Genomic DNA, 20,434 nt, shown 5'->3' with positions numbered 1-20,434 from the left:
TTTGACAACGTGAAAAGAAAAACGTCCTCTCGGGAACAGTTTTATTGGCCTTTGGGGCCGCATCGACTCATGAAAATCGACGGTATCTACTACACATCAAGCTAAGAGTTGTTCTAAACTCAATCGCGGTTATACCCCGTTTTTCCCAATAACGCAATATTATTGTTCCAGGGCCTATAAAGACGAAACTGGCTTTCTTTGACCAATTCGCCTAGATATGGGGGCATGCAAGCCGCCGCCCCGCAACATCTACTGTTAAATCGCCGGTTTTGGCCATTATTTTGCGTCCAATTTATTGGCGCATTCTGTGACAATATCTTCCGAAATGCCCTATTAATGTATGTCACTTTTGTCCTGGCGGACCGAATTGGCATCAATAGCGCAATGATGGTTTCGATGGCAGGCGGTATTTTTATCTTGCCCTATTTTCTTTTCTCCGCGACCGCTGGCCAGTTAGCCGACAAATATGAAAAGCCATTCCTGACGCGCCGTTTAAAATTGATCGAAATATTTCTAGCGCTATTCGCCGGCTTGTCTCTGATCTCCAATAATATCTACCTTATGCTCGCAACGCTATTTTTTATGGGCGTGCAATCGGCCTTTTTTGGCCCCATTAAATACAGTCTGCTGCCCGAATTGTTGCGCGAAGACGAATTGGTTGCTGGCAATGGTTATATCGAGGCGGGTACGTTCATCGCCATTCTTTTGGGATCCATATGCGGCGGATTGCTGGTGGTAACGCCGAATGGGCCGGAATATGTGACCGTAGTTTTAACCGCCCTATCCGCATTGGCGTTTATCCTTAGCCGTAAAATTCAATCGACCGGAATCTCGAATGCCGCGATCAAAATCGATTTCAATATGCTGCGCGCAACATGGCCGCTGATTCGCGATGCCTATATCAATACTGCGGTTTGGCGATGCGTTATGGGAATTTCCTGGTTATGGTTTGTCGGTTCCATTTATCTGACCATGTTTCCCAGTTACGTCAAAGATATTTTGCATGCGGAAGAAACACTGGCGGTCTGGTTCATGGCGGTATTTTCGATCGGCATCGGAATAGGATCCATATTGTGCCAGCGTTTATTGCGCGGCCATATCAGTCCGCAATTTGTACCGTTAAGCGCGGCTGGCATGACGATTTTCGGATTTGCTATTTATTGGTTCAGCGGCGCAGACTCACGGCTGCCGATTATCTTATCGTTATTAGGCCTATCAATATGCGGCGGATTGTTCAGCGTGCCATTATACGCCATTTTACAAGCACGCAGCGAATCATCGCACCGCGCCAGGATTGTAGCGGCAAACAATATCATCAACGCCGTATGTATGGTCGGCGCGTCCGTATACATGGCCCTGTTACTGGACAATGGCCATTCCATTCCCCATATATTTCTGGTCACCGCATTCCTGGGCGTTGCAGTTGCCGCATACACCGTGCAATTGGTTCGGGAATCCAAAGACCGTTATGTGCGGCCCCCTCTTTAATTTCAGAAATTGCACCCTATATATAGACAATCTCCAATCCAATAACAGAAAGGATTACTATGCTCGCCATTCGTAAAGCCGAAGAACGTGGCCCGACCAATTTGGGCTGGCTGAAAAGTTGGCACAGTTTCTCGTTTGGCCGTTATTACGACCCAAAATTCATGGGATTCGAATCGTTGCGCGTCATTAACGACGATTTTGTCGCGCCTGATCGCGGATTCGAACCGCATCCGCATGACAATATGGAGATCATTACCTATATTCTGGAAGGCCAGCTGGAACATAAAGACAGTCTGGGCACCGGATCGGTGATCAAACCCGGCGATGTCCAGCGAATGAGCGCGGGCACCGGCATTACCCACAGCGAATTCAACCCTTCGCGCCGCGAATCGGTGCATTTGCTGCAAATCTGGATTTTGCCGAACAAGCGCGATGTGTCGCCATCTTATGATCAAAAATATTTCGCGCCAGAATTAAAACGCGGGAAATTATTATTGGTCGCATCCGAAACCGGACGCAATGAGTCGATCAGCATCAATCAGGATGTCGATATGTATGCTGGCCTGATTGACGGCGATGAAAGCGTGACACATCAATTGAAACCTGGCCGCAAAGCCTGGATTCAAGTTGCGCGGGGCAGCGTTCATGTTAACGGGCATTTATTGTATCCCGGTGACGGCGTAGCCATAAGCGAGGAACAAATTACACTGGATAAAGGCGGTGAGGCCGAAGTGTTATTGTTCGACCTTGCGCCTTATGCGGCGAATAAGAACTAAAACCATTCTCTCCCCCTTATGGGGAGAGATAGAAAATCTTAGCGCAATAGCGCTTATATTTTCTTGAGTGGGGGTATGCGGTGAGCCAAGCTTAGTACTAAGCGAATAGACCGCACCCCCACCCCAACCCTCCCCACAAGGGGGAGGGGGAAATAGGATGGGGAATCTACTCCGCCAAAGCTTTCTTCAAATCTATCGCCGCCGTGAATTGATCCAGCTTTCCCTGCACCAGCGAATTTTCCTTTTGTATTACATCCCGTTGAGCAATCAGCAATTCCTGAAAATCTATCGATCCATTATCATACCGCAGACGTGCGATTTCATAAGCATCGCGTGCCTGGTCGGTGGAAACTTTCAGCGCTTCAAATCTTTTTCCGGTCCATTCAATATCGGATAAAGCGGTGTCAACTTCGCCAAAGGCGGATAATACTGTTTTGCGGTAGGCGGCAATCAATTCCCGTTTCCGTGCCTCCGCCCCTTCCACCGCGCCTTCCAATGCGCCGCCCGTAAATATCGGAACGCTAAGCGCCGCCGCAATCGAATTCGCCAGCATAGCCGATGCCGAAATTGGGTTTGCGGACAAAGCAGTGTCCAAACTTAAATCCAGCAATGGATAAAATGCCGACCTGGCCTCGCCAATGTCGATATTGGCCGCAATCAGGTTTTGCTCCGCCGCTAAAATATCCGGGCGGCGATCTAATAAATCCGCTGGATGAATCACCGTCATGGATGGTGCGGCGACACTATTTAAGCTGCTTTCCTTCGCGTCCCAATTTTGCGGGAAATCCCCCAGCAATAACGCCAATCCATTATGCAACGCTTCTTTTTGCTGTTGCAGGCTGGCCATACTCGCCTCAACACTCGCCAGATCCGATTTTTGCTGCGCCAATTCCAGGTTCGATACTGATCCCGCATCGTATCTGGCTTGCACAATGTTCATCAATTCCTGGGCATTATCCAAATTCTTTTGCGCGAATTGCAATTGATCGGACAACGCCAAAATTCCCAAATAGGATTTTGTGACATCCGATATCGTTAACAAGCGCACAATGTTGCGGTCAAATTCACTGGCCTTTACGCGAGCCTCGGCCGAATCGCGAGCGGCGCGGTTACGGCCCCACAAATCGACTTCGTATCCAACCGCCAATCCCGCGCGATAATTATTGCTGGACGCATCGCGATTTCGGCCTCTTGCTTGCCATTCTTGGCCAACATTGCCGCTGGCGGATATATCCGGCCACAAAGAACTGCCGGCGATTTTGGCATCGGCCCGCGCTTGTTCCAACCGCGCGATAGAAGCCTCGATATCCAGATTACTATCCAGCGCGCGTGTAACCAGCGCATTTAATTCTTCGCTTTTGAATCCTTGCCACCATTCCGCATTCTGCGCCGCATTTTCAGTAATGGATTTATTGCGCCAGGATTCCGGCATATTGAACGATGGACGTTCGTAATCCGGTGCCAGATTGCAGGCGGTAAGAAGAAGCAAGGTTAGTGGTAGAATTTTTTTCATATCTGAATAATAAATCCTTTTACTAATCTCCCTCCCCCTTGTGGGGAGGGTCGGGGTGGGGGCACCCCCACTCAAGAAAATCTAAGCGCTCTTCGATCGCTAAGATTTTCTATCTCTCCCCACAAGGGGGAGAGAAAATTTCTATCACTCCGACGCCAGCGCCACAACGGGATCAAGCCATGCCGCTTTGCGCGCGGGTAAATATCCAAACAACAAACCTGTTGCCACCGCACATAAAAACGCCAAAATCGCTGGCCCAGCGGAAAACAGCACGGCAATATCGAAGGTCGATACAATCCACCCGCCGGCAAATCCGATCAACACGCCGATAATGCCGCCCACGGTGCAAACAATCGCCGCTTCGGTATTGAATTGCAGCAATATATCGCGCTGGCGCGCGCCGACTGCCATGCGGATGCCGATTTCGCGCGTGCGTTCCGTAACGCTGACCAGCATAATATTCATCACGCCAATGCCGCCGACCAGCAACGATATAGCCGCCACCGCGCCCAACAGAATCGTCAGCGTATTTTGCGTTTCGGTTGCGGTTTCCAGAATCGATGCCGAATTGCGGATACTGAAATCCTCGGTCCGGTGGCGGTTTTTCAATAATGCGGTGATCGCATCCTGGGTTTGATTGATTTGATCGACGTCCGCGACCTTGACCGAAATTGAATTCAAATATGGACGGCCAAATAAACGGATCATCGCGGTAGTATAAGGAATAAATACCGCATCGTCCTGATCGGTGCCGAAACCGGATGCGCCCTTCTCGCTCATAATGCCGATCACCTGGAACGGAATATTCTTAACCAGAATATATTCGCCCATCGGATCGTGATCGCCAGGAAATAAATTTTTGGCAACGGTTTTACCCAACAACACCACTGCCGCGTTGCTGCGCACATCGCGTTCGGTAAAAAAACTGCCCTCGGTCGTGGGCCAGCTGCGCGCCGCGGGAAATAAATGCCCGACGCCGGAAACACTGGTCATATAATCGATATTGCCGTATCGCACGGTAAACCGGCCGCTGCGTTCCGGCACCGCCAGATCGACATTAGGCAGGCCCGATATCGCCGCCGCGTCTTCAGGGATCAGCGTGATGATATCGCCGCCGCCGCGAATGCCGGGCGCACCCGGGCGCACCGATAATAAATTCGTGCCCATGGCGCTAATTTGATTCAATACCTTTTGTTTGCTGCCATCGCCCACCGCCAGCATAATAATCACCGCCGCAACGCCGATAATAATGCCAAGCAATGTCAATGCTGTGCGGAAAATATTCACCCGCAACGATGATACCGCCATTTTTACAGCCTCGGCAATATCGAATGCGGCTGGGGCATGACCGGATTTAGATTGTGCTTTTGCCGATGCAACCGGTGCGTCGTCTTGCCGTTTATCTTCGACAATCTTTCCATCTTGAATGCGGATGACGCGTTTGGCATGCGCGGCAACATGTTCGTCGTGGGTAATTAAAATAATGGTGCGGCCTTCGCGATGTAAATCGGCCAGCAATGCTAAAACTTCTTTGCCGCTTTTACTGTCCAGCGCGCCGGTGGGTTCGTCCGCCAAAATCACCGGCGGATCGTTGACCAGCGCACGCGCAATCGCCACACGCTGCTGCTGACCGCCCGATAATTCCGATGGATAATGATCGCCGCGCTCGCCTAGCCCCAGTTTTTTCAACAATGCTTCGCCGCGTTTGGCGCGTTCCGGTTTTGCCAGACCCGCATAAATCGCAGGAATTTCCACGTTTTCCTCGGCACTCGCGGTAGCCAGCAAATTATAACGCTGAAAAATAAATCCGAATGTATTGCGGCGTAATGCGGCCAGCCCATCCGCATCCAAATTTGCGACATCGGTTCCATTGACCGTATACTTGCCTTCATTCGGTTTATCCAGGCAGCCCAGAATATTCATCAAGGTCGATTTGCCCGAACCCGATTGGCCCATGATCGCCACAAACTCGCCGGTTTGAATTTCCAGTGACACGCCTTGCAATGCGCGAACCTCGCTCTCGCCTTTGGAAAAAGTGCGGAAGACATTATCGATTTTCAAAAGTGGCGTTGCGGTCATAAACGCGGCCCGCCCCGGAAACCGCCCTGGCCTTGGCCGCGCGATGGTGATGATTGTGCGACGGGAACGATCACTACATCGCCTTCGTTCAAACCGCCGCGCAATTCGGCGTTATCGCGATTCATCAGTCCAATATAAACCGTTTTGGTAATTTGTTCCTTGCCTTGCGGAACTTTGACCGCATAAGCTTTGCCCGATTGATTGTCCTGATCCGGCAGACGTTTGCCCAATGCGGCGACCGGAATCAACAACACATTTTCTGCGCGGCCTTGTTCGAAAAACATTTGCGCGCTCATCCCTGACATCAACTGATGATCGGCATTATCTACATCGACCAGCGCGTTATACAATACCACATCGTTAATCACTTCCGGCGATGGCAAAATCTGGCGCACCGTGCCTTTCCAACGCCGTTCATTGCCCAGCGTTGTAAAGAATACTTTCATATCTGGCTTTAGCAACGACACGTCGGCTTCGGCCACTTGTGCGCGCACCGTCATCATATCGAGATTGGCAATCTGTACAATTGTCGGCGCGGTCTGGCTGGCATTTACCGTCTGGCCCAGACGCGTCGGCTGCAACACCACCGTGCCGGTCATCGGCGCAAAGATTTTGGTGTAACTTAAATTGGTTTCATCTCCGCTTAGTGTCGAATTCACTTGTTCAATCTGCGCGCGCAAAGATGCGGCTTTGGCCTTGGCGACCTTATACGATGTTTCGGCGTCTTCCAACGCTTCTTGACTGATCGCTTTCGCTTCGATCAATTTTTTGTTGCGGTTAAACTGGCTTTCGGAAAAAGCGATTTGCGCTTGCTGTTCCGCCAACTGCGCTTGCAGTGTTTTTAAGCTGGCTTTGGTCGCCTCCACCTGCGATTCATAAACGCGCGGATCGATTTCCGCCAGCAACGCGCCTTGCCGCACATTGTCGCCGATCTCCACATACAGATTTTTCAGCTGGCCGGATACTTGCGCGCCGACATCGACATATTCTTTGGGTTCTAATTTTCCTTGGGCCGTAACGATCTGTTCGATTGATCCGCGGCTGACCGTTACGGTTTGCATCGCAGAATCTTGCTGCGGCGCAGCACGCTGCATAAAAAACAGCCATCCTGCGGCCAGCAGAATGATCAATAAAATAAGCAGTTTCAATATTTTATGGTGCCGCAAAATCCCATCCCGGTTGCAAGGCTGCATGTACCTGCAATTATGCGAGTCTAACCCTATGGAAGCAATGAAAAGTGGCAATTTTCAGGTAATTTTTCCGTATGGTTTTAATTGTTGCACCGCCCAACATAGGGTTTGAATTTTCAATGGATTAGGGCCTATACTTCACCCATGTCATTCGATCGCTATCAACGGCAAATCATTTTGTCCGAATTAAAACCGGAAGGCCAAGCGCAATTGGAGCGGTCATCGGTTTTATGCATTGGTGCTGGTGGACTTGGATCTCCAGCGTTGTTGTACCTTGCCGCCGCGGGCGTGGGCAAAATCGGCATTTGCGATTTTGACCGGGTCGAACTGCATAATTTGCAACGGCAGATTTTATTCTCGCAACATGAACTCGGCACCTCGAAGGCCGTGACCGCCACTGAAAAATTGGCGCGATTGAACAAAGACATCGTCATCGTCCCGCACGAAGAAAAGCTAACCCCGGAAAATGCGGAGAGGCTGTTCAATCAATATGACGTCATCGTCGATGGCAGCGATAATTTCGATACCAAGTTCCTGGCGGCCGATGCCGCCTATAAATGCGGCAAACCGCTGGTTTATGCGTCGATCCTCGGATTCGACGGACAAGTCGCGGTATTCGATACCCCTGCCACCGCTTGCTATCGTTGTTTGTATGACTCCGCTCCAACCGCGCACGTCCCGAATTGCGGCGAAGCCGGCGTGATCGGCGCCATTGCCGGAATCATGGGCAGCATCCAGGCACTGGAAGCAATCAAACTTTGTTTGCGTCCAGTTAATAAAATGGAATCTTTGGCTGGCAAGCTGCTGACCATCGACGCCAAAAATTATGCGATTCGCACCGTCAATATCGCCAAAGACAGCGCCTGTCCGCTTTGTTCCAAAGCGCCAGCAGTGGTTCAGTTAAAGGCGGACTTGGCCGCAAATTGTTCCACGTGGAACAATTCGATCCTGATCGATGTACGCGAAAAAGACGAATGGGCCGCCGGCCATATCGAAGGGGCGGTGAATTTGCCATTGTCGGAAATTCAAGCCGGCACCGAATGGGCCAAGAAATTCAATAAGAATCAGGAATATGTCCTGTATTGCCAGCGCGGCCGCCGCAGCAAAGTGGCGATGGACATTTTCAAACAGCAAGGTTTTGAAAAAGTCAGCGACATTCCGGGCGGCTATCAGGAATTCATGCAAATAAAAGTTGCCGCGTAAATTATTCGCCTAAGCAACTTTTACCGGCGCGGCGGCGGCGCCCAGGTTGTCACACTCGATCAATTTCAGCGTCAAACATTTCGCCGTTCCGCCGCCTTTTAGAAATTCCGACAGCGGCGTGACGATGATATTGAACCCGGCGCGGAATAAATCGCCGCGCAATTTTTCCGACGCGCCATTGACGAAAATATTTCCATCCAGTTCCACCGCGTTACAACAGAATTGCAGCGCATCGCTTTCATCAACCGCAATGCGTTTTTCCGGCGCGACACGCGCATGAATTTTCGCCAGACTATCCGCATCGAACGCCGCCGGATAATACAGCATAAAGCCGCCTGGCAGCGGACATAAACAAGTATCGAGATGATAAAAACGCGGATCGGACAAGCGCAGCGAAATTGTCTCGCGTTGAAAAATTTGTTCCAGCAGCGGATGCGATGAGGTGTCGGACCGAAATCCATATCCCGCCCAAATCAACGGCTGCGCGCGATCGAGCAGCGCATCCCCCGCCCCTTCAAAATAAATTTGTTCCGGCAGCAACGTGACATTCAACCCGTAATCGCGGAACCAGCGTTCGAAAAATTTTTCTTCGCCGCGCCGTTCGGCGGAACGAAACCGGCTGATGATCACTTTGTCTTCGAACACCATGCCAGCATTGGCGGTGTAGACCAAATCCGGGAAGCCCGGTTGCGGATCGATCAGAACAATTTCCGCGTGATCCGATATCGCATCACACAAATGATCCCATTGCAACGCCGCGCGCACAGAATCGACAGAGCCTAAGCCGCTTTGCATCCACGGATTAATCACGTAATCGACCGCAAAATATTGGGGCCGGCACATTAAAATGGTCTGTTTTCCCATGGTGTACCCATACGCCTAAACCATTGGTATGTCACCCTTTATTTTAGGATGTCTGTTAGCGAAAAAGAAACGATTTTATGATAGGCTGAAAGACTGGGCAAGTACGCCCATAGGGACTGTTTGCGGCACAGGAGGTGCGGCCTATGTTGGATCGGGGAACATCCAACTTTTCGCCTGTTTTACAAGGAATTAATCGGTTGCTGTTGGCCATGGGCCTCGCGATCGTCATTATTCTTTTGCGCCTTCCGCTTGCCCACGCCCAGGCGGAAAAACTACCCAATCCGGTATTCGCCCAAGTTTTTCAGGAAATCGTCACTTATCACGTCAACCCGCCCAGCGCGAAACAGCTTTTTTATTACACAGTCAGCCTGATTCAAAAACAGGATCCGTATATTCAAACACGAGAACAAAACAATCTTGTGGTTTATTACAACCATAAACCCGTATTTGCATTTCGCACGACCGGCGATGATGACGCTCGCGGATGGGGCGCCATCGCTCAGGCATTTTTGGAACAGATCTATCCATATTCGCCCGCACTGCAACGCCAAACGCTGGAAGACCAGTCGCAAACCATCATCAATACGCTGGTGCAAGTGTTGGATAAATACTCGCACGTGACGATTTACGGTCCCAAATCCAAAGCGCAAAACGTCGCCGACCAGAATGACGACCCCAAAGCCAGCATCGGCGTGACCATCGCCACCGATGGCCGCACTGCCACGGTAAAAAACATCGTGCCGCATAGTCCGGCGCAATTGCATTTGGCGGTTGGCGATACCATCCAATCTATCGACGGCAAATCAATTGCGGGATTAAAAGCCGCGCAAATTGTCTCCCTGTTTCGCGGAGCCCCAGACAGCAAAGTATATGTGAATTTCACTCATCTGGGCGAAGCCAGACAAGCCGGTATTCCGCGTGCGCTATTGAGCCAGGCAAGCTTTAATTCTTATGTTAAAAACGATGTTTTATATCTGCAAATTCAAAAATTCACCCAAGGCACGGCACAAAAAATAGCTTCCGTGATGCATGCGCAACCGCATGTAACCGGCATCGTGTTAGATCTACGGGGGAACCGGGGTGGCGTGCTTTCCGAAGCAACCGCAATTGCCGATCTATTCTTGGCGACAGGAAATATGATCAGCATGCGTGGGCGCCACCCCGATAGTATCGCCAGCTTCAATGCCTCCACGACAACAGAAAAATCGGACCGGCCTATCGTAGTATTGATCGATGGGCAAACCGCGTCGTCGTCCGAAGTTCTGGCCGCGGCATTGCAGGACAATCATCGCGCCGTGGTAATCGGCACCAGATCTTATGGCAAAGGCATGGTGCAACGCGCCACTTATATCGAAGGGTTGGGGCAATTGGCGATTACCTGGGCCGAATTATACAAACCCGGCAACGAGGCATCTTTGGATAAGATTGGCGTTGCCCCGAACATTTGTTTGGCCGGAAATGATTTGATGCCCATGCCGATGCAAACCACACCGGAGCCAGGCAAATTCGTAATGTGGTTCCGCCGCGCGCCGCAAGTCACCTGGGACAGCAAAACATGCCCCCGCTTGCCGCGCAAAGATAAATCCGAAGATTTGGTTTTCGCCGCGTCCCTGATCGCGACACCGGATTTGTATTATAAGGCATTGAATAATAAGCAGATTTAATCCTATTTCCGTCATTTAGCCGCTGGCCCAAAATCGCCTGCAAATCCTTAAAATCGCTTGACTATCCTGCTCAATTCTATATATTGCCCGTTCCTCAAGTTAGAGGGGCAGACTTACAAAAATTAGGTATTACAATGGCTAAATCGAATATCACATTGATCAAATTGCTCAGCACGGCTGGCACAGGTTTCTATTACACCAAGAAAAAGAACCCGCGCACCAAACCGGAAAAACTCCGTTTTTGGAAATATGATCCTATTGCTGGCGAACATTGCGAATTCGAAGAAGCCAAATTGAAATAACCGAATATAAAATCAAAAACCCCGCATCAAGCGGGGTTTTTTAATAATGGAATTTTTCACTCTCGAGAAGAATAATTTTTGAATACCCCCACCCTAACCCTCCCCACAAGGGGGAGGGGAAATATTCTTAAATCTTTATTTTTTGTCTTATGCTTCTTGCAATTTTAATTTTATATTTTCGATGATCATTTCCATGTTTTGATAAACATCCTTATTATCAAACCGGATTAATCGAAACCCTTGATCTTTCAAACACTGTTCTTTTTGTAAGTCTCTTTGATATTCAGTCTCTAAAGTATGCGAATATCCATCCAATTCAATTGCCAGCTTCCTATCTAAACAAATAAAATCGACATAGAATCTATCAATAGGATGTTGACGTCGAAAATGAAATCCTTCCGCTTTTAATAATCTTAATTCTTGCCATAACTTTCTTTCCGGATTGCTACTATCCTTACGAAGTTTTCGTGACCTTTGTCTTTGGAAAGATGTGATGTTAGTCGGCATTTATTATGTTCCATTCCCCTCCCCCTTGTGGGGAGGGTTAGGGTGGGGGTACAACCCAAATAACTACCCTAAGGCGGCCTTCTTATCCGTAATCACCTTATTCCGCCCCTCGCCTTTGGCGCGGTAAAGCGCTTCGTCGGCGCGGCGAAGCAATTCATGGCCTGATACTTTTTCACCGCCAGCCTCGATGGATGCCAAACCTAAACTAATGGTGACATCGATGGCGTCGTCATTGTTGATCAGTACTTTTTCCGATGCGATCGATTGGCGCAATCGTTCGGCGATAATTAAACCGATTTTGCCATCGGTTTCCGGCATAACAATCACGAATTCCTCGCCGCCTAACCGCGCCACCAAATCCATCGAACGCACGTTATATGTCAGGCGCTTTGAAATTTCTTTCAACACCACATCGCCGACCGCATGGCCATAGGTGTCGTTAATTTTCTTAAAATGATCTATGTCGATGGCCAGCATCGACAATGGTTTTTCGGTTTTATGCGCCTTGTCGATCAATTGCTGCACATGGCTTTCGAAATAGCGGCGATTGTACAAGCCGGTTAACGTATCGGTCAGCGCCATGGTCAGGCTGGCTTCGAAATTGCTGCGCAATAGTTGTTGATACCGGCTGCGGCGGACTTGAATACGCGTGCGGGCCAGCAACTCATCCTTGTCCGCCGGCGTGATAATGAAATCATTCACGCCCAAATCCAATGCCTGCGCCAGCCGTTGCTTATCGTCATGATCCGCCAGCAATAAAATCGGCGTGTGGCGGGTTTTTTCCTGCGCGCGCATTTTCGAACACAGGCGCAATGTCGCGTCTTCGTTATTGGTTGTCGAAATCATAATCAAATCGAACCCGCGTTGCTGGGCCAGAACGAAACCTTCATCCGGGTTGATCGCGCCCAGAATTTCATGTTCGTCTTCGGCCAACGCTTCGACCACATTCGCCGCATCGATCGGATTATGTTCAATCAACAGCAATAAACCCTTGCGTCCGTCATCTTCGACTTCGTGCGATTGAATCACGCCGAAATGTTTGGCGGTACGGTCGCGCGCGCGCCATTCTTCGATCATCATGCGCAAACGCATCAACGACCGCACACGGGCAAACAACGATACGTCTTGCACGGGCTTGGTCAGGAAATCGTCGGCCCCTGCGCGCAATCCTTCGACACGGTCTTTGGTGTCGGACAAAGCGGTTACCAGCACCACCGGAATTTGCCTTGTATCAGGATTGGCTTTTAATTGGCGCGTGACTTCGAATCCATCCATGCCGGGCATCATCACATCCAAAAGGATAATATCCGGCGCCTCGGTTTTCGCGATTTTCAAGGCCGTTTCGCCATCCGGCGCGGTTAGAACTTCGTAAAATTCATTGATCAGCTTTGCCTCTAGCAGGCGGACATTGGCAGGAACATCATCGACAACAAGAATACGTCCGGGCATGAGAGAACTGAACTACTTCACAAACTTGGAAATGGTTTCCATAAAATTGACTATCGAAATCGGTTTTGCAATATACGCCTCGCACCCGCCTTCGCGAATTTTTTCTTCGTCGCCTTTCATGGCGAACGCGGTGACCGCAATTACCGGAATATGTTTCAGATCGTTATCTTGCTTTAACCAGCGGGTGACATCAAGCCCCGAAACTTCCGGCAATTGAATATCCATCAAAATCAGATCGGGTTTATGTTCGCGCGCCATTTTCATGGCTTCGTACCCATCGCGGGTTTGGATGACGCCAAATCCGTGCGCTTCGAGCAAATCGTTGAAGAGCTTCATATTCAGCTCGTTATCCTCGACGATCATTACTTTTTTGGTGGGCTTGGCATTCATGGAAATTCAATTATGACATAGGCAAAGAAATATATTCCATGAAAAGGATTAACATCCGGTAGATATTTACCCGCAACGTGCAGATTTCCGCGGTTTGGTGCAAAAATTTTCCTATCGACGATGACTTTAGCCTGCCGAACCGGCAATTATTGCCGTTTTCACCCCCTAAAACATTACATAAACCATTGAAATAAAACAATATTGATTGGCATAGTATGTGCATATCCTAAATCAAGACGGATGTTTTGAGGGGAGAAGAATCATGAGTCCAGCAGCCTTTATTCAGGAATTCGAGAAAAGCTTTCCAAACTTGCCTTTGGATTTTAACAGCTTTGCGCGCAAATTGAGCCGCGTGGAAATCGATATGAGCGGCGATGCCAAAGACGCGCAAGAAGCCATTTTACGCACCGCATTGATCGCCGTGCGCGCCGCGGAACGCGAAATCGCCAAACAAAAAGCCCGTATCAACAAATTGGAAAGTCTAAGCAGCACTTGCGAAGCGACCGGTTTATTGAATCGCCGCGGTTTTTACAAAGAAGTTACCCGCGCCCTGTCCGGCGCCCGCCGCCGCAATAAAAAAGGCGTGTTGGTGATTTGCGATTTGGACGGTTTTAAATCGATCAACGACACGTATGGCCACGCCGCCGGCGACGAAGTGTTGGTGCAAATTTCCGAATTATTGATGCAACATGTCCGTAAATCCGACGCCGTCGCCCGTTTGGGTGGCGATGAATTCGCAATTTTGATGGTGGATGCATCCGAAGAAAAAGCCGCCGAACGTGCCCGCCAATTAAGCCTGATCATCAACGGTTATTTGGTACGCTGGCAAGGCGAGACTATTCCCGTGAAAGCCAGCTTTGGCCTGACCACCTTGGACCCATCGGTCAATGCCAGCGATCTCTACAAAGCCGCCGATCTGGCCATGTATGAACATAAACGGAATAAGAGCAAGAAAAGCGCCTAAAATATTTATTACCCTCCCCTTGAGGGAGGGTCAAAGTTGCGATTAGCAACTTTGGGGTGGGGACTTCCCCTTACCTAATCAAAATAATCTATAATATCAATCACCGCATCCCCACCCCAAAATTTCTAACGAAATTTTGCGCCCTCCCTCAAGGGGAGGGCATTTACTATCCCTAACACCTTTGCCAAAATAATTCGCCTATAGGCATCTATACGGCTTTACCTCCATTACCCAATCCCCTATCCTGTCTTTATGCAACAGATCAAATTCTTTCGGGTCATTTTTACTAACGAAGAAACGCCGGAAAAGCACAATCCGCCAGCGACCGCGCGGGAACTGGCTGTGCCGGGTACGTTTTTATATTCAAAACTGGATCCGGATGTGGCTGGCGATACCGAAAAAGTGCGCAGCCTTTGGCTTGGCACCGACAGTGAAGGTTTCGCGCGTCTGGTTGAAGTCGCGATGGTCAGCGCCAATGAATTTCAGCGCATGATCAACCGCCTGGCACATTATTTGGTCGAACATAATTATGCGCCGGATTTGGGCACTGGATTTGAACTTGCTCAAGAAGAAGCCGATCACACCCGCAAACTCGCCGACCGCGATATCGGCACGGTTATGGTCATCGACCGCCAGATGAATAAATGGGGCGTCAGCGAAGCGTTTAAAACCGTGCCGCGATAAGCACAAATCCCAGGCTTGACATATGTATCTTATAAAGATACATATTGGTATGCCCAAATTATCAAAATTAGACCAAGCCCGATTAGAATTATTCGCACGCATCCCGCATTGCGCGCCGGATTTTATGGTGGAGCCTTGGAATAAAAACAACCTAAGACAAATTTCCAATTTTCTGGATCTTCGCTACACAAAGGATTGGAATAATTGTTATGCGTATGCCGCCAACGATCCCGAAATACATCGTTGTCCAAACGACGCGTCCCAAGATCCTGCGTGGCCAAGACCAGGAATGGAGCAACAACCGGTAAATATATTTTTTACGAATAATAAAAAATTGCGGCATTCGATCGTCAAAGATGGATTGATTTATGCCGGCAAAAAATACCCGCAACCGAAACCTGGAACTTATATTATCGCGGCCTATACCTGCGTACATAAACAACACGCAAACGACAAAGATTATCATTTTTACCGATTGGATCGATCTGGCACTTGGTCGCACAAAAATGCAACCGCATTGCCCGTAGATCAAAATAATAAGCTGAAACCAATTACCAGCGCACGGCAAGACGTCAAACATTATGGTAAAAATATAGAAATGCAGTTTGTGGGTTATTTCTATGTTCCTAATTCAGGCATCATTTTGGGCAGCCGGAATAGAGTCTTCTTAAACCCAACATCAACGGAACAAGCCAGAAAAACGCCGTTCGACCAACCGGATTTGATCCAAGCAAAAATAATGCGGACGCAACGTCAACGCGCGGTGGCTTAGAACTGTCATGCCAGAATTTTCCAAACTAGACAAAGCCAGATTAAAGTTATTTTCGCTGATCCGGCACTGCGCGCCGGATTTTATGCCGGAAATTTGGGACTCCGATGGATCAGAATTTGTTTACAATACTTGTTACGCTTATATTGCAAACGATCCTGAGACCAAACGTACCAGCCCTGATACCGCAAAAGATTACAGCGCGGATGTGGGAATCAATACCGGCAAATGTTTTACGAGATCCAGGCGGAATCATAAAACTTTACGCGCCTATACCAAGGACGATGGATTGATTTTCGCTGGCCGTAAATTGCCAAAAGCAAAACCAGGCTGTTATATCGTGGCTGCTTTTACAGCACTATACCCATTCATGATTGGCACAGCACGAATTCGGACAAAACCCAGTATCAAGGAAAGACGATCGGATAGAATTTATCATTTCTACCGGTTAGACCGTAACGGCACATGGTCGCATAAAAGCGGCCTTGAGGCTCCGGAAAATAATCATGAGGATTTGCCCGAAATCCACAGCGCGCGAGGACATGCCGCCAAACATTCTTATTACGACGATATGCAATTTGTTGGGTATTTTTATTTACCCAATTCCGGCATCATACTTGGCGAGCGCGAAGATATTTCCTGCAAACCAACATCCAGCGAAGCCAATAGAAAAACCTCATTTCGCGCGCCCGATCTAATAGAGCAACGTATTTTCTGGTCGGTACGGCGGGATAGCGCTGCGCGTTAAGCCGCCTCACCCGATTTTTTCGCTGGCGGGAGTTTCAATTGAATATGCAATTCGCGCAGGCGCAATGGGTCTACTTCGGCTGGGGCGTTCATCAACAAATCTTCGGCGCGTTGGTTCATTGGGAATGCGACGACTTCGCGGATGTTTGGCGTATCGGCCAGCAACATGACCATGCGGTCAATGCCTGGGGCCGAACCGCCGTGCGGCGGCGCGCCGTATTTGAACGCATTCAACAAGCCGCTGAATTTTTCCTCAACAACTTCCTTGCCATAACCGGCGATTTCGAATGCCTTGTACATAACTTCAGGCAAATGGTTGCGGATCGCGCCCGACGACAATTCAATGCCGTTGCACACGATGTCGTATTGGAATGCCTTGATAGTCAATGGATCTTTGTTGACCAACGCATCCATTCCGCCTTGTGGCATGGAAAATGGATTGTGAGAGAAATCGACTTTTTTCAGATCTTCGTTCCATTCATACATCGGGAAATCGACAACCCAGCAGAAACGGAAGGCGTTTTCTTCGATCAGTTTCAAATCTTCGCCGATTTTCTTGATCGCGCCAGCAACCATTTTGCACGCGGTATCTTTTTTATCGCAGACAAAGAATACGGCGTCGTTATCGGCGGCCTTGGTAATTTGTTTCAATTGAGCCAAACGCGATTCATCGATGAATTTCGCAATCGGGCCCTTCGCCTGGCCTTCGGCCAGCGTGATATAACCCAATCCCGGCGCGCCTTGTTCCTTGGCCCAATCGTTCAATTTGTCAAAGAAACTGCGCGGTTGCGCGGCAACTCCCGGCACGCGGATACCGCGCACCACGGCGCCTTTTTCAATCGCGCCGGCAAAGGCCTGGAATGTCGATCCGCGGAACACATCGGTGATGTCTTCGGCGGTTAATGGATTGCGCAAATCGGGTTTGTCGCAACCCCAATGCAGCATCGCATCGTCATATTTGATCATTGGAAATGGCAGCGGGGTAATTTTACGGTGACCGCCAAATTCTTCGAACACGCCGCGCAAAATCGGGCTGATCGTATTGAAAATATCTTCCTGCGTCACAAAGCTCATTTCAAAATCGAGCTGATAGAATTCGCCGGGGCTGCGGTCCGCGCGCGCGTCTTCATCCCTGAAACAGGGCGCGATTTGGAAGTAACGGTCGAATCCGGCAACCATCAGCAATTGTTTGAACATTTGCGGCGCTTGCGGCAAGGCATAGAATTTGCCTGGATGAACGCGGGATGGAACCAAATAATCGCGCGCGCCTTCTGGTGACGATGCGGTCAAAATCGGGGTTTGGAATTCGGTAAATCCGGCCTCGATCATGCGGCGGCGCAGCGATGAAATCACGCGGGAACGCAATACGATATTGTTATGAATCGCTTCACGGCGCAGATCGAGGAAGCGATAACGCAAACGCGTTTCTTCTGGGAATTCCATATCGCTGTTAACTTGCAATGGCAATACGTCCGCCACCGAGTTAACGATTAAATCTTCGATCGCCAATTCCACTTCGCCGGTTGGCGATTTGGCATTTACGGTTTCCGCCGTGCGGACAACCAATTTGCCGGTCACGGTAATCACGCTTTCGCTGCGTAAATCGGCGGCTTGTTTGAATAATTTGCTATCGCTGTTGATGACGCACTGGGTCATGCCGTAATGGTCGCGCAAATCGATGAACAGCAATTGTCCATGGTCGCGCATGCGGTGTACCCAACCGGACAGCTTCACCTGGCCGCCGACATGCGATTTCCGCAATTCCCCGCAAGTATGTGTGCGATATTGATGCATTATTCATTCTCCGCTTTATATTTCTGTACCAAACCGCTATAGATAGCCTGTTTTTACGATGTTTCCAACCCCCTTTATAGAAGAGGGTTTAGGGTATTGGGTTTTGGGTTCAGGGATTTCTACCCTACCCAAACCCCAGTACCCAAACCCCAATACCCATGATTATTACAACCACCGCCGAACTTAATAAATATTGTGCCGCCTGGTCCAAAGAACCTTACATCACCGTTGACACCGAATTTATGCGGGAAAAGACATACTGGCCGATTCTGTGCCTGATCCAGGTTGGCGATAAGAATGGCGCGGCCGCCATCGACCCATTGGCCAAAGATTTAGACCTATCGCCGTTTTTCGATGTGATGCGGAACGAATCTGTGATCAAGGTATTTCACGCCGCGCGGCAAGATATAGAAATTTTTGTGAAATTGATGGGATCTGTTCCCCACCCCGTCGTCGACACGCAGGTCGCGGCAATGGTAACCGGTTTTGGCGAACAAGCCAGCTATGAAACATTAGTGCAAAAATTATGCGGCCAGCAAATCGACAAATCGATGCGCTTTACCGACTGGTCGCAGCGCCCATTATCCAAGGCGCACATCGAATACGCGCTGGGCGACGTTACGCATTTGCGCATCGTATATGAAAAAATTTATGACAAGGCAAAAAACTCCGGGCGTGTCGAATGGATGCTGGAGGAAATGAATGATCTGACCGATATTGCGACGTATCAATTAGATCCTTATAAACAGTGGGAACGAATCCGGTCCCGCACCCAGAAACCGAAATTCATGGCTGTTTTGCGCGAACTCGCCGCCTGGCGAGAACAAGCGGCGCAATCGCGCAATGTGCCTCGCGGCCGGATTTGCAAGGATGATGCGTTGCTGGAAATCACCGCGCATCCACCGCATGCGATTGAAGATTTCGAACGGTACCGCCACGCGCGCGGGATGATCGCCAACCGCGATAAGCCGGAAATTATCGAGGCGTGCAAACGCGCCCTCGCCACACCGCAAAGCGAATGGCCGCATGTGGAAACGCCGCGCCAATTGACGCAACAACAATCGGCCCTGGGCGAATTACTGCGCGTATTGTTGCGGATTAAATCGGATGAACATGGCGTTGCCGCCAAATTGATCGCCACGTCCGACGATATCGATCAAATTGTAAGGCACCAGGACGATCATTGCCACGCGTTGCGCGGCTGGCGCATGGAAGTATTCGGCAAAGACGCGCTTGCCTTGCGAGAAGGCAAACTGGCGCTTAGCATCGATAAAAAGGGATTGAAACTTCTTAGCGTGTAGTGCGGCCTCTTTGCACAATCAGTGGGCGCAATTTGTATATATCGGCCAGTGTTTCGAATCGTTTTGGCACTTCCTCGCCCCCAGCAACCGCCATTTTTCTCGGCACATGCAATTCCATTCTTCCACGGCGCACGCTGAAATCCAGCTGCGATAAAATACCCGGCGCGCCGCCACACAACGTATCGGCAAAACGCAGCCCCGCGCCCAATCGCATAGCCAGATTCAAATCCGCCGGACTGCATAATTTAACCACATCCGGCAATTTATCTTTTTTCCCGGCATACCGGCTGTAACAACAAGTGGCGATAAAAACCCGGTCGGCGTGATCCACCGCCAATAATGGGGCATGCAGCAAACGATGAAAAATCTGTTTGGCGCGTTCTTCCGGATGATCGGCCCAGCCAATATCGCTCATCCAGCAAGCGGCGCGGAATAAACGTTGCTGATCCGCGGAAAGTTTGCCGGCGATTGGACGCAGGAAATGAAATACTTCATCGCCATTCAATTCAAAACGGTTATTGCGCCGCGCCAGTCCTTCGCAAGTGGCCAGCAACAGATCCTTACCGCGCACAAAACGGCGGTCATGATCATACGCAACGCCTTCGCGCAACCCATAGGTGACAAAACAAATTTCGCCGAAATTAGCCGTATCGAATAATTGCAATAAAACTGCGGCCGCATAGGGAATTGCGGCAATCCGGTTTTTTGCAATTCCAATTTCTTCAGCGCGTTTTTTCCATTGCCCACCGC

The 20,434-nt window shown here is 49.7% G+C and carries 18 protein-coding genes; 10 read left to right on the top strand and 8 right to left on the bottom strand.

From position 1 onward, the window contains the following. The first annotated feature begins 225 nt into the window (after nucleotides 1-225). Complete coding sequence (locus EYC62_00195; protein TAH38334.1) at nucleotides 226-1,488, top strand: MFS transporter; 1,263 nt, start codon at nucleotides 226-228, stop codon at nucleotides 1,486-1,488. A gap of 59 nt (nucleotides 1,489-1,547) precedes the next feature. Further along, entirely contained in the window at nucleotides 1,548-2,264 is a 717-nt protein-coding gene (locus tag EYC62_00190; protein ID TAH38333.1) for a pirin family protein, read from the top strand. A 166-nt stretch (nucleotides 2,265-2,430) separates the two neighbouring features. Here the strand turns inward: EYC62_00190 and EYC62_00185 are convergent, their stop codons facing one another. From EYC62_00185 to EYC62_00175, 3 genes are all read right to left on the bottom strand, one after another. After that, nucleotides 2,431-3,777 (bottom strand): efflux transporter outer membrane subunit, encoded by a 1,347-nt coding sequence (locus EYC62_00185; protein ID TAH38332.1) that lies wholly within the window; start codon nucleotides 3,775-3,777, stop codon nucleotides 2,431-2,433. Between the two features lie 144 nt (nucleotides 3,778-3,921). Beyond that, complete coding sequence (gene macB / locus EYC62_00180) at nucleotides 3,922-5,856, bottom strand: MacB family efflux pump subunit (GenBank protein TAH38331.1); 1,935 nt, start codon at nucleotides 5,854-5,856, stop codon at nucleotides 3,922-3,924. Further along, a complete protein-coding gene (locus tag EYC62_00175; GenBank protein ID TAH38330.1) occupies nucleotides 5,853-7,049 on the bottom strand; it encodes an efflux RND transporter periplasmic adaptor subunit in 1,197 nt (398 codons plus the stop codon). Before EYC62_00175 ends, macB begins: the two co-directional genes overlap by 4 nt. 141 nt (nucleotides 7,050-7,190) lie before the next feature. Here EYC62_00175 and EYC62_00170 point away from each other — a divergent pair, with 141 nt between their 5' ends. Continuing rightward, nucleotides 7,191-8,249, top strand: coding sequence for a hypothetical protein (locus EYC62_00170; GenBank protein TAH38329.1), 1,059 nt, complete (start codon nucleotides 7,191-7,193; stop codon nucleotides 8,247-8,249). Between the two features lie 9 nt (nucleotides 8,250-8,258). On the opposite strand, the gene EYC62_00165 is transcribed toward EYC62_00170, so the two are convergent. After that, nucleotides 8,259-9,113, bottom strand: coding sequence for a nitrate reductase (locus EYC62_00165; protein TAH38328.1), 855 nt, complete (start codon nucleotides 9,111-9,113; stop codon nucleotides 8,259-8,261). Nucleotides 9,114-9,256: 143 nt separating this feature from the next. Here EYC62_00165 and EYC62_00160 point away from each other — a divergent pair, with 143 nt between their 5' ends. Further along, nucleotides 9,257-10,777: a PDZ domain-containing protein gene (locus EYC62_00160; GenBank protein ID TAH38327.1), complete on the top strand. Its 1,521-nt coding sequence runs from the start codon at nucleotides 9,257-9,259 to the stop codon at nucleotides 10,775-10,777. Nucleotides 10,778-10,911: 134 nt separating this feature from the next. Further along, nucleotides 10,912-11,079, top strand: a complete 168-nt coding sequence (rpmG, locus tag EYC62_00155) for a 50S ribosomal protein L33 (protein TAH38326.1) — start codon at nucleotides 10,912-10,914, stop codon at nucleotides 11,077-11,079. A gap of 147 nt (nucleotides 11,080-11,226) precedes the next feature. Here the strand turns inward: rpmG and EYC62_00150 are convergent, their stop codons facing one another. The 3 genes from EYC62_00150 to EYC62_00140 form a co-directional block, all read right to left on the bottom strand. After that, a complete protein-coding gene (locus EYC62_00150) occupies nucleotides 11,227-11,586 on the bottom strand; it encodes an endonuclease domain-containing protein (protein TAH38325.1) in 360 nt (119 codons plus the stop codon). 63 nt (nucleotides 11,587-11,649) lie between these two features. Beyond that, nucleotides 11,650-13,035 carry a PleD family two-component system response regulator gene (locus tag EYC62_00145; protein TAH38324.1) on the bottom strand — a complete coding sequence of 462 codons (1,386 nt, stop codon included), beginning with the start codon at nucleotides 13,033-13,035 and terminating at the stop codon, nucleotides 11,650-11,652. A 12-nt stretch (nucleotides 13,036-13,047) separates the two neighbouring features. Beyond that, nucleotides 13,048-13,425, bottom strand: coding sequence for a response regulator (locus tag EYC62_00140; GenBank protein ID TAH38323.1), 378 nt, complete (start codon nucleotides 13,423-13,425; stop codon nucleotides 13,048-13,050). A 262-nt stretch (nucleotides 13,426-13,687) separates the two neighbouring features. Here EYC62_00140 and EYC62_00135 point away from each other — a divergent pair, with 262 nt between their 5' ends. The 4 genes from EYC62_00135 to EYC62_00120 all read left to right on the top strand — a co-directional run bounded on the left by EYC62_00135 (nucleotide 13,688) and on the right by EYC62_00120 (nucleotide 16,590). Continuing rightward, nucleotides 13,688-14,389 (top strand): GGDEF domain-containing protein, encoded by a 702-nt coding sequence (locus EYC62_00135; protein TAH38322.1) that lies wholly within the window; start codon nucleotides 13,688-13,690, stop codon nucleotides 14,387-14,389. Nucleotides 14,390-14,641: 252 nt separating this feature from the next. Next, a complete protein-coding gene (locus tag EYC62_00130) occupies nucleotides 14,642-15,073 on the top strand; it encodes a hypothetical protein (protein TAH38321.1) in 432 nt (143 codons plus the stop codon). 49 nt (nucleotides 15,074-15,122) lie between these two features. Next, nucleotides 15,123-15,845, top strand: a complete 723-nt coding sequence (locus EYC62_00125) for a hypothetical protein (GenBank protein ID TAH38320.1) — start codon at nucleotides 15,123-15,125, stop codon at nucleotides 15,843-15,845. A gap of 7 nt (nucleotides 15,846-15,852) precedes the next feature. Next, the gene (locus tag EYC62_00120; protein ID TAH38319.1) at nucleotides 15,853-16,590 is read left to right on the top strand and encodes a hypothetical protein; all 738 of its coding nucleotides are present in this window, start codon (nucleotides 15,853-15,855) and stop codon (nucleotides 16,588-16,590) included. Here the strand turns inward: EYC62_00120 and aspS are convergent. Continuing rightward, a complete protein-coding gene (gene aspS, locus EYC62_00115; protein ID TAH38318.1) occupies nucleotides 16,587-18,383 on the bottom strand; it encodes an aspartate--tRNA ligase in 1,797 nt (598 codons plus the stop codon). The genes EYC62_00120 and aspS overlap by 4 nt on opposite strands. Nucleotides 18,384-18,541: 158 nt before the next feature. Between aspS and rnd the strand changes: the two genes are divergently transcribed. After that, the gene (gene rnd, locus EYC62_00110; GenBank protein ID TAH38317.1) at nucleotides 18,542-19,684 is read left to right on the top strand and encodes a ribonuclease D; all 1,143 of its coding nucleotides are present in this window, start codon (nucleotides 18,542-18,544) and stop codon (nucleotides 19,682-19,684) included. Nucleotides 19,685-20,434 lie beyond the last annotated feature (750 nt).

The sequence above is a fragment of the Alphaproteobacteria bacterium genome, from assembly GCA_004295055.1.
Lineage (GTDB): Bacteria > Pseudomonadota > Alphaproteobacteria > SHNJ01 > SHNJ01 > SHNJ01.
The sequence above is the reverse complement of the archived record's forward strand: the minus strand, read 5'-3'. Positions and strand labels throughout refer to the sequence as shown.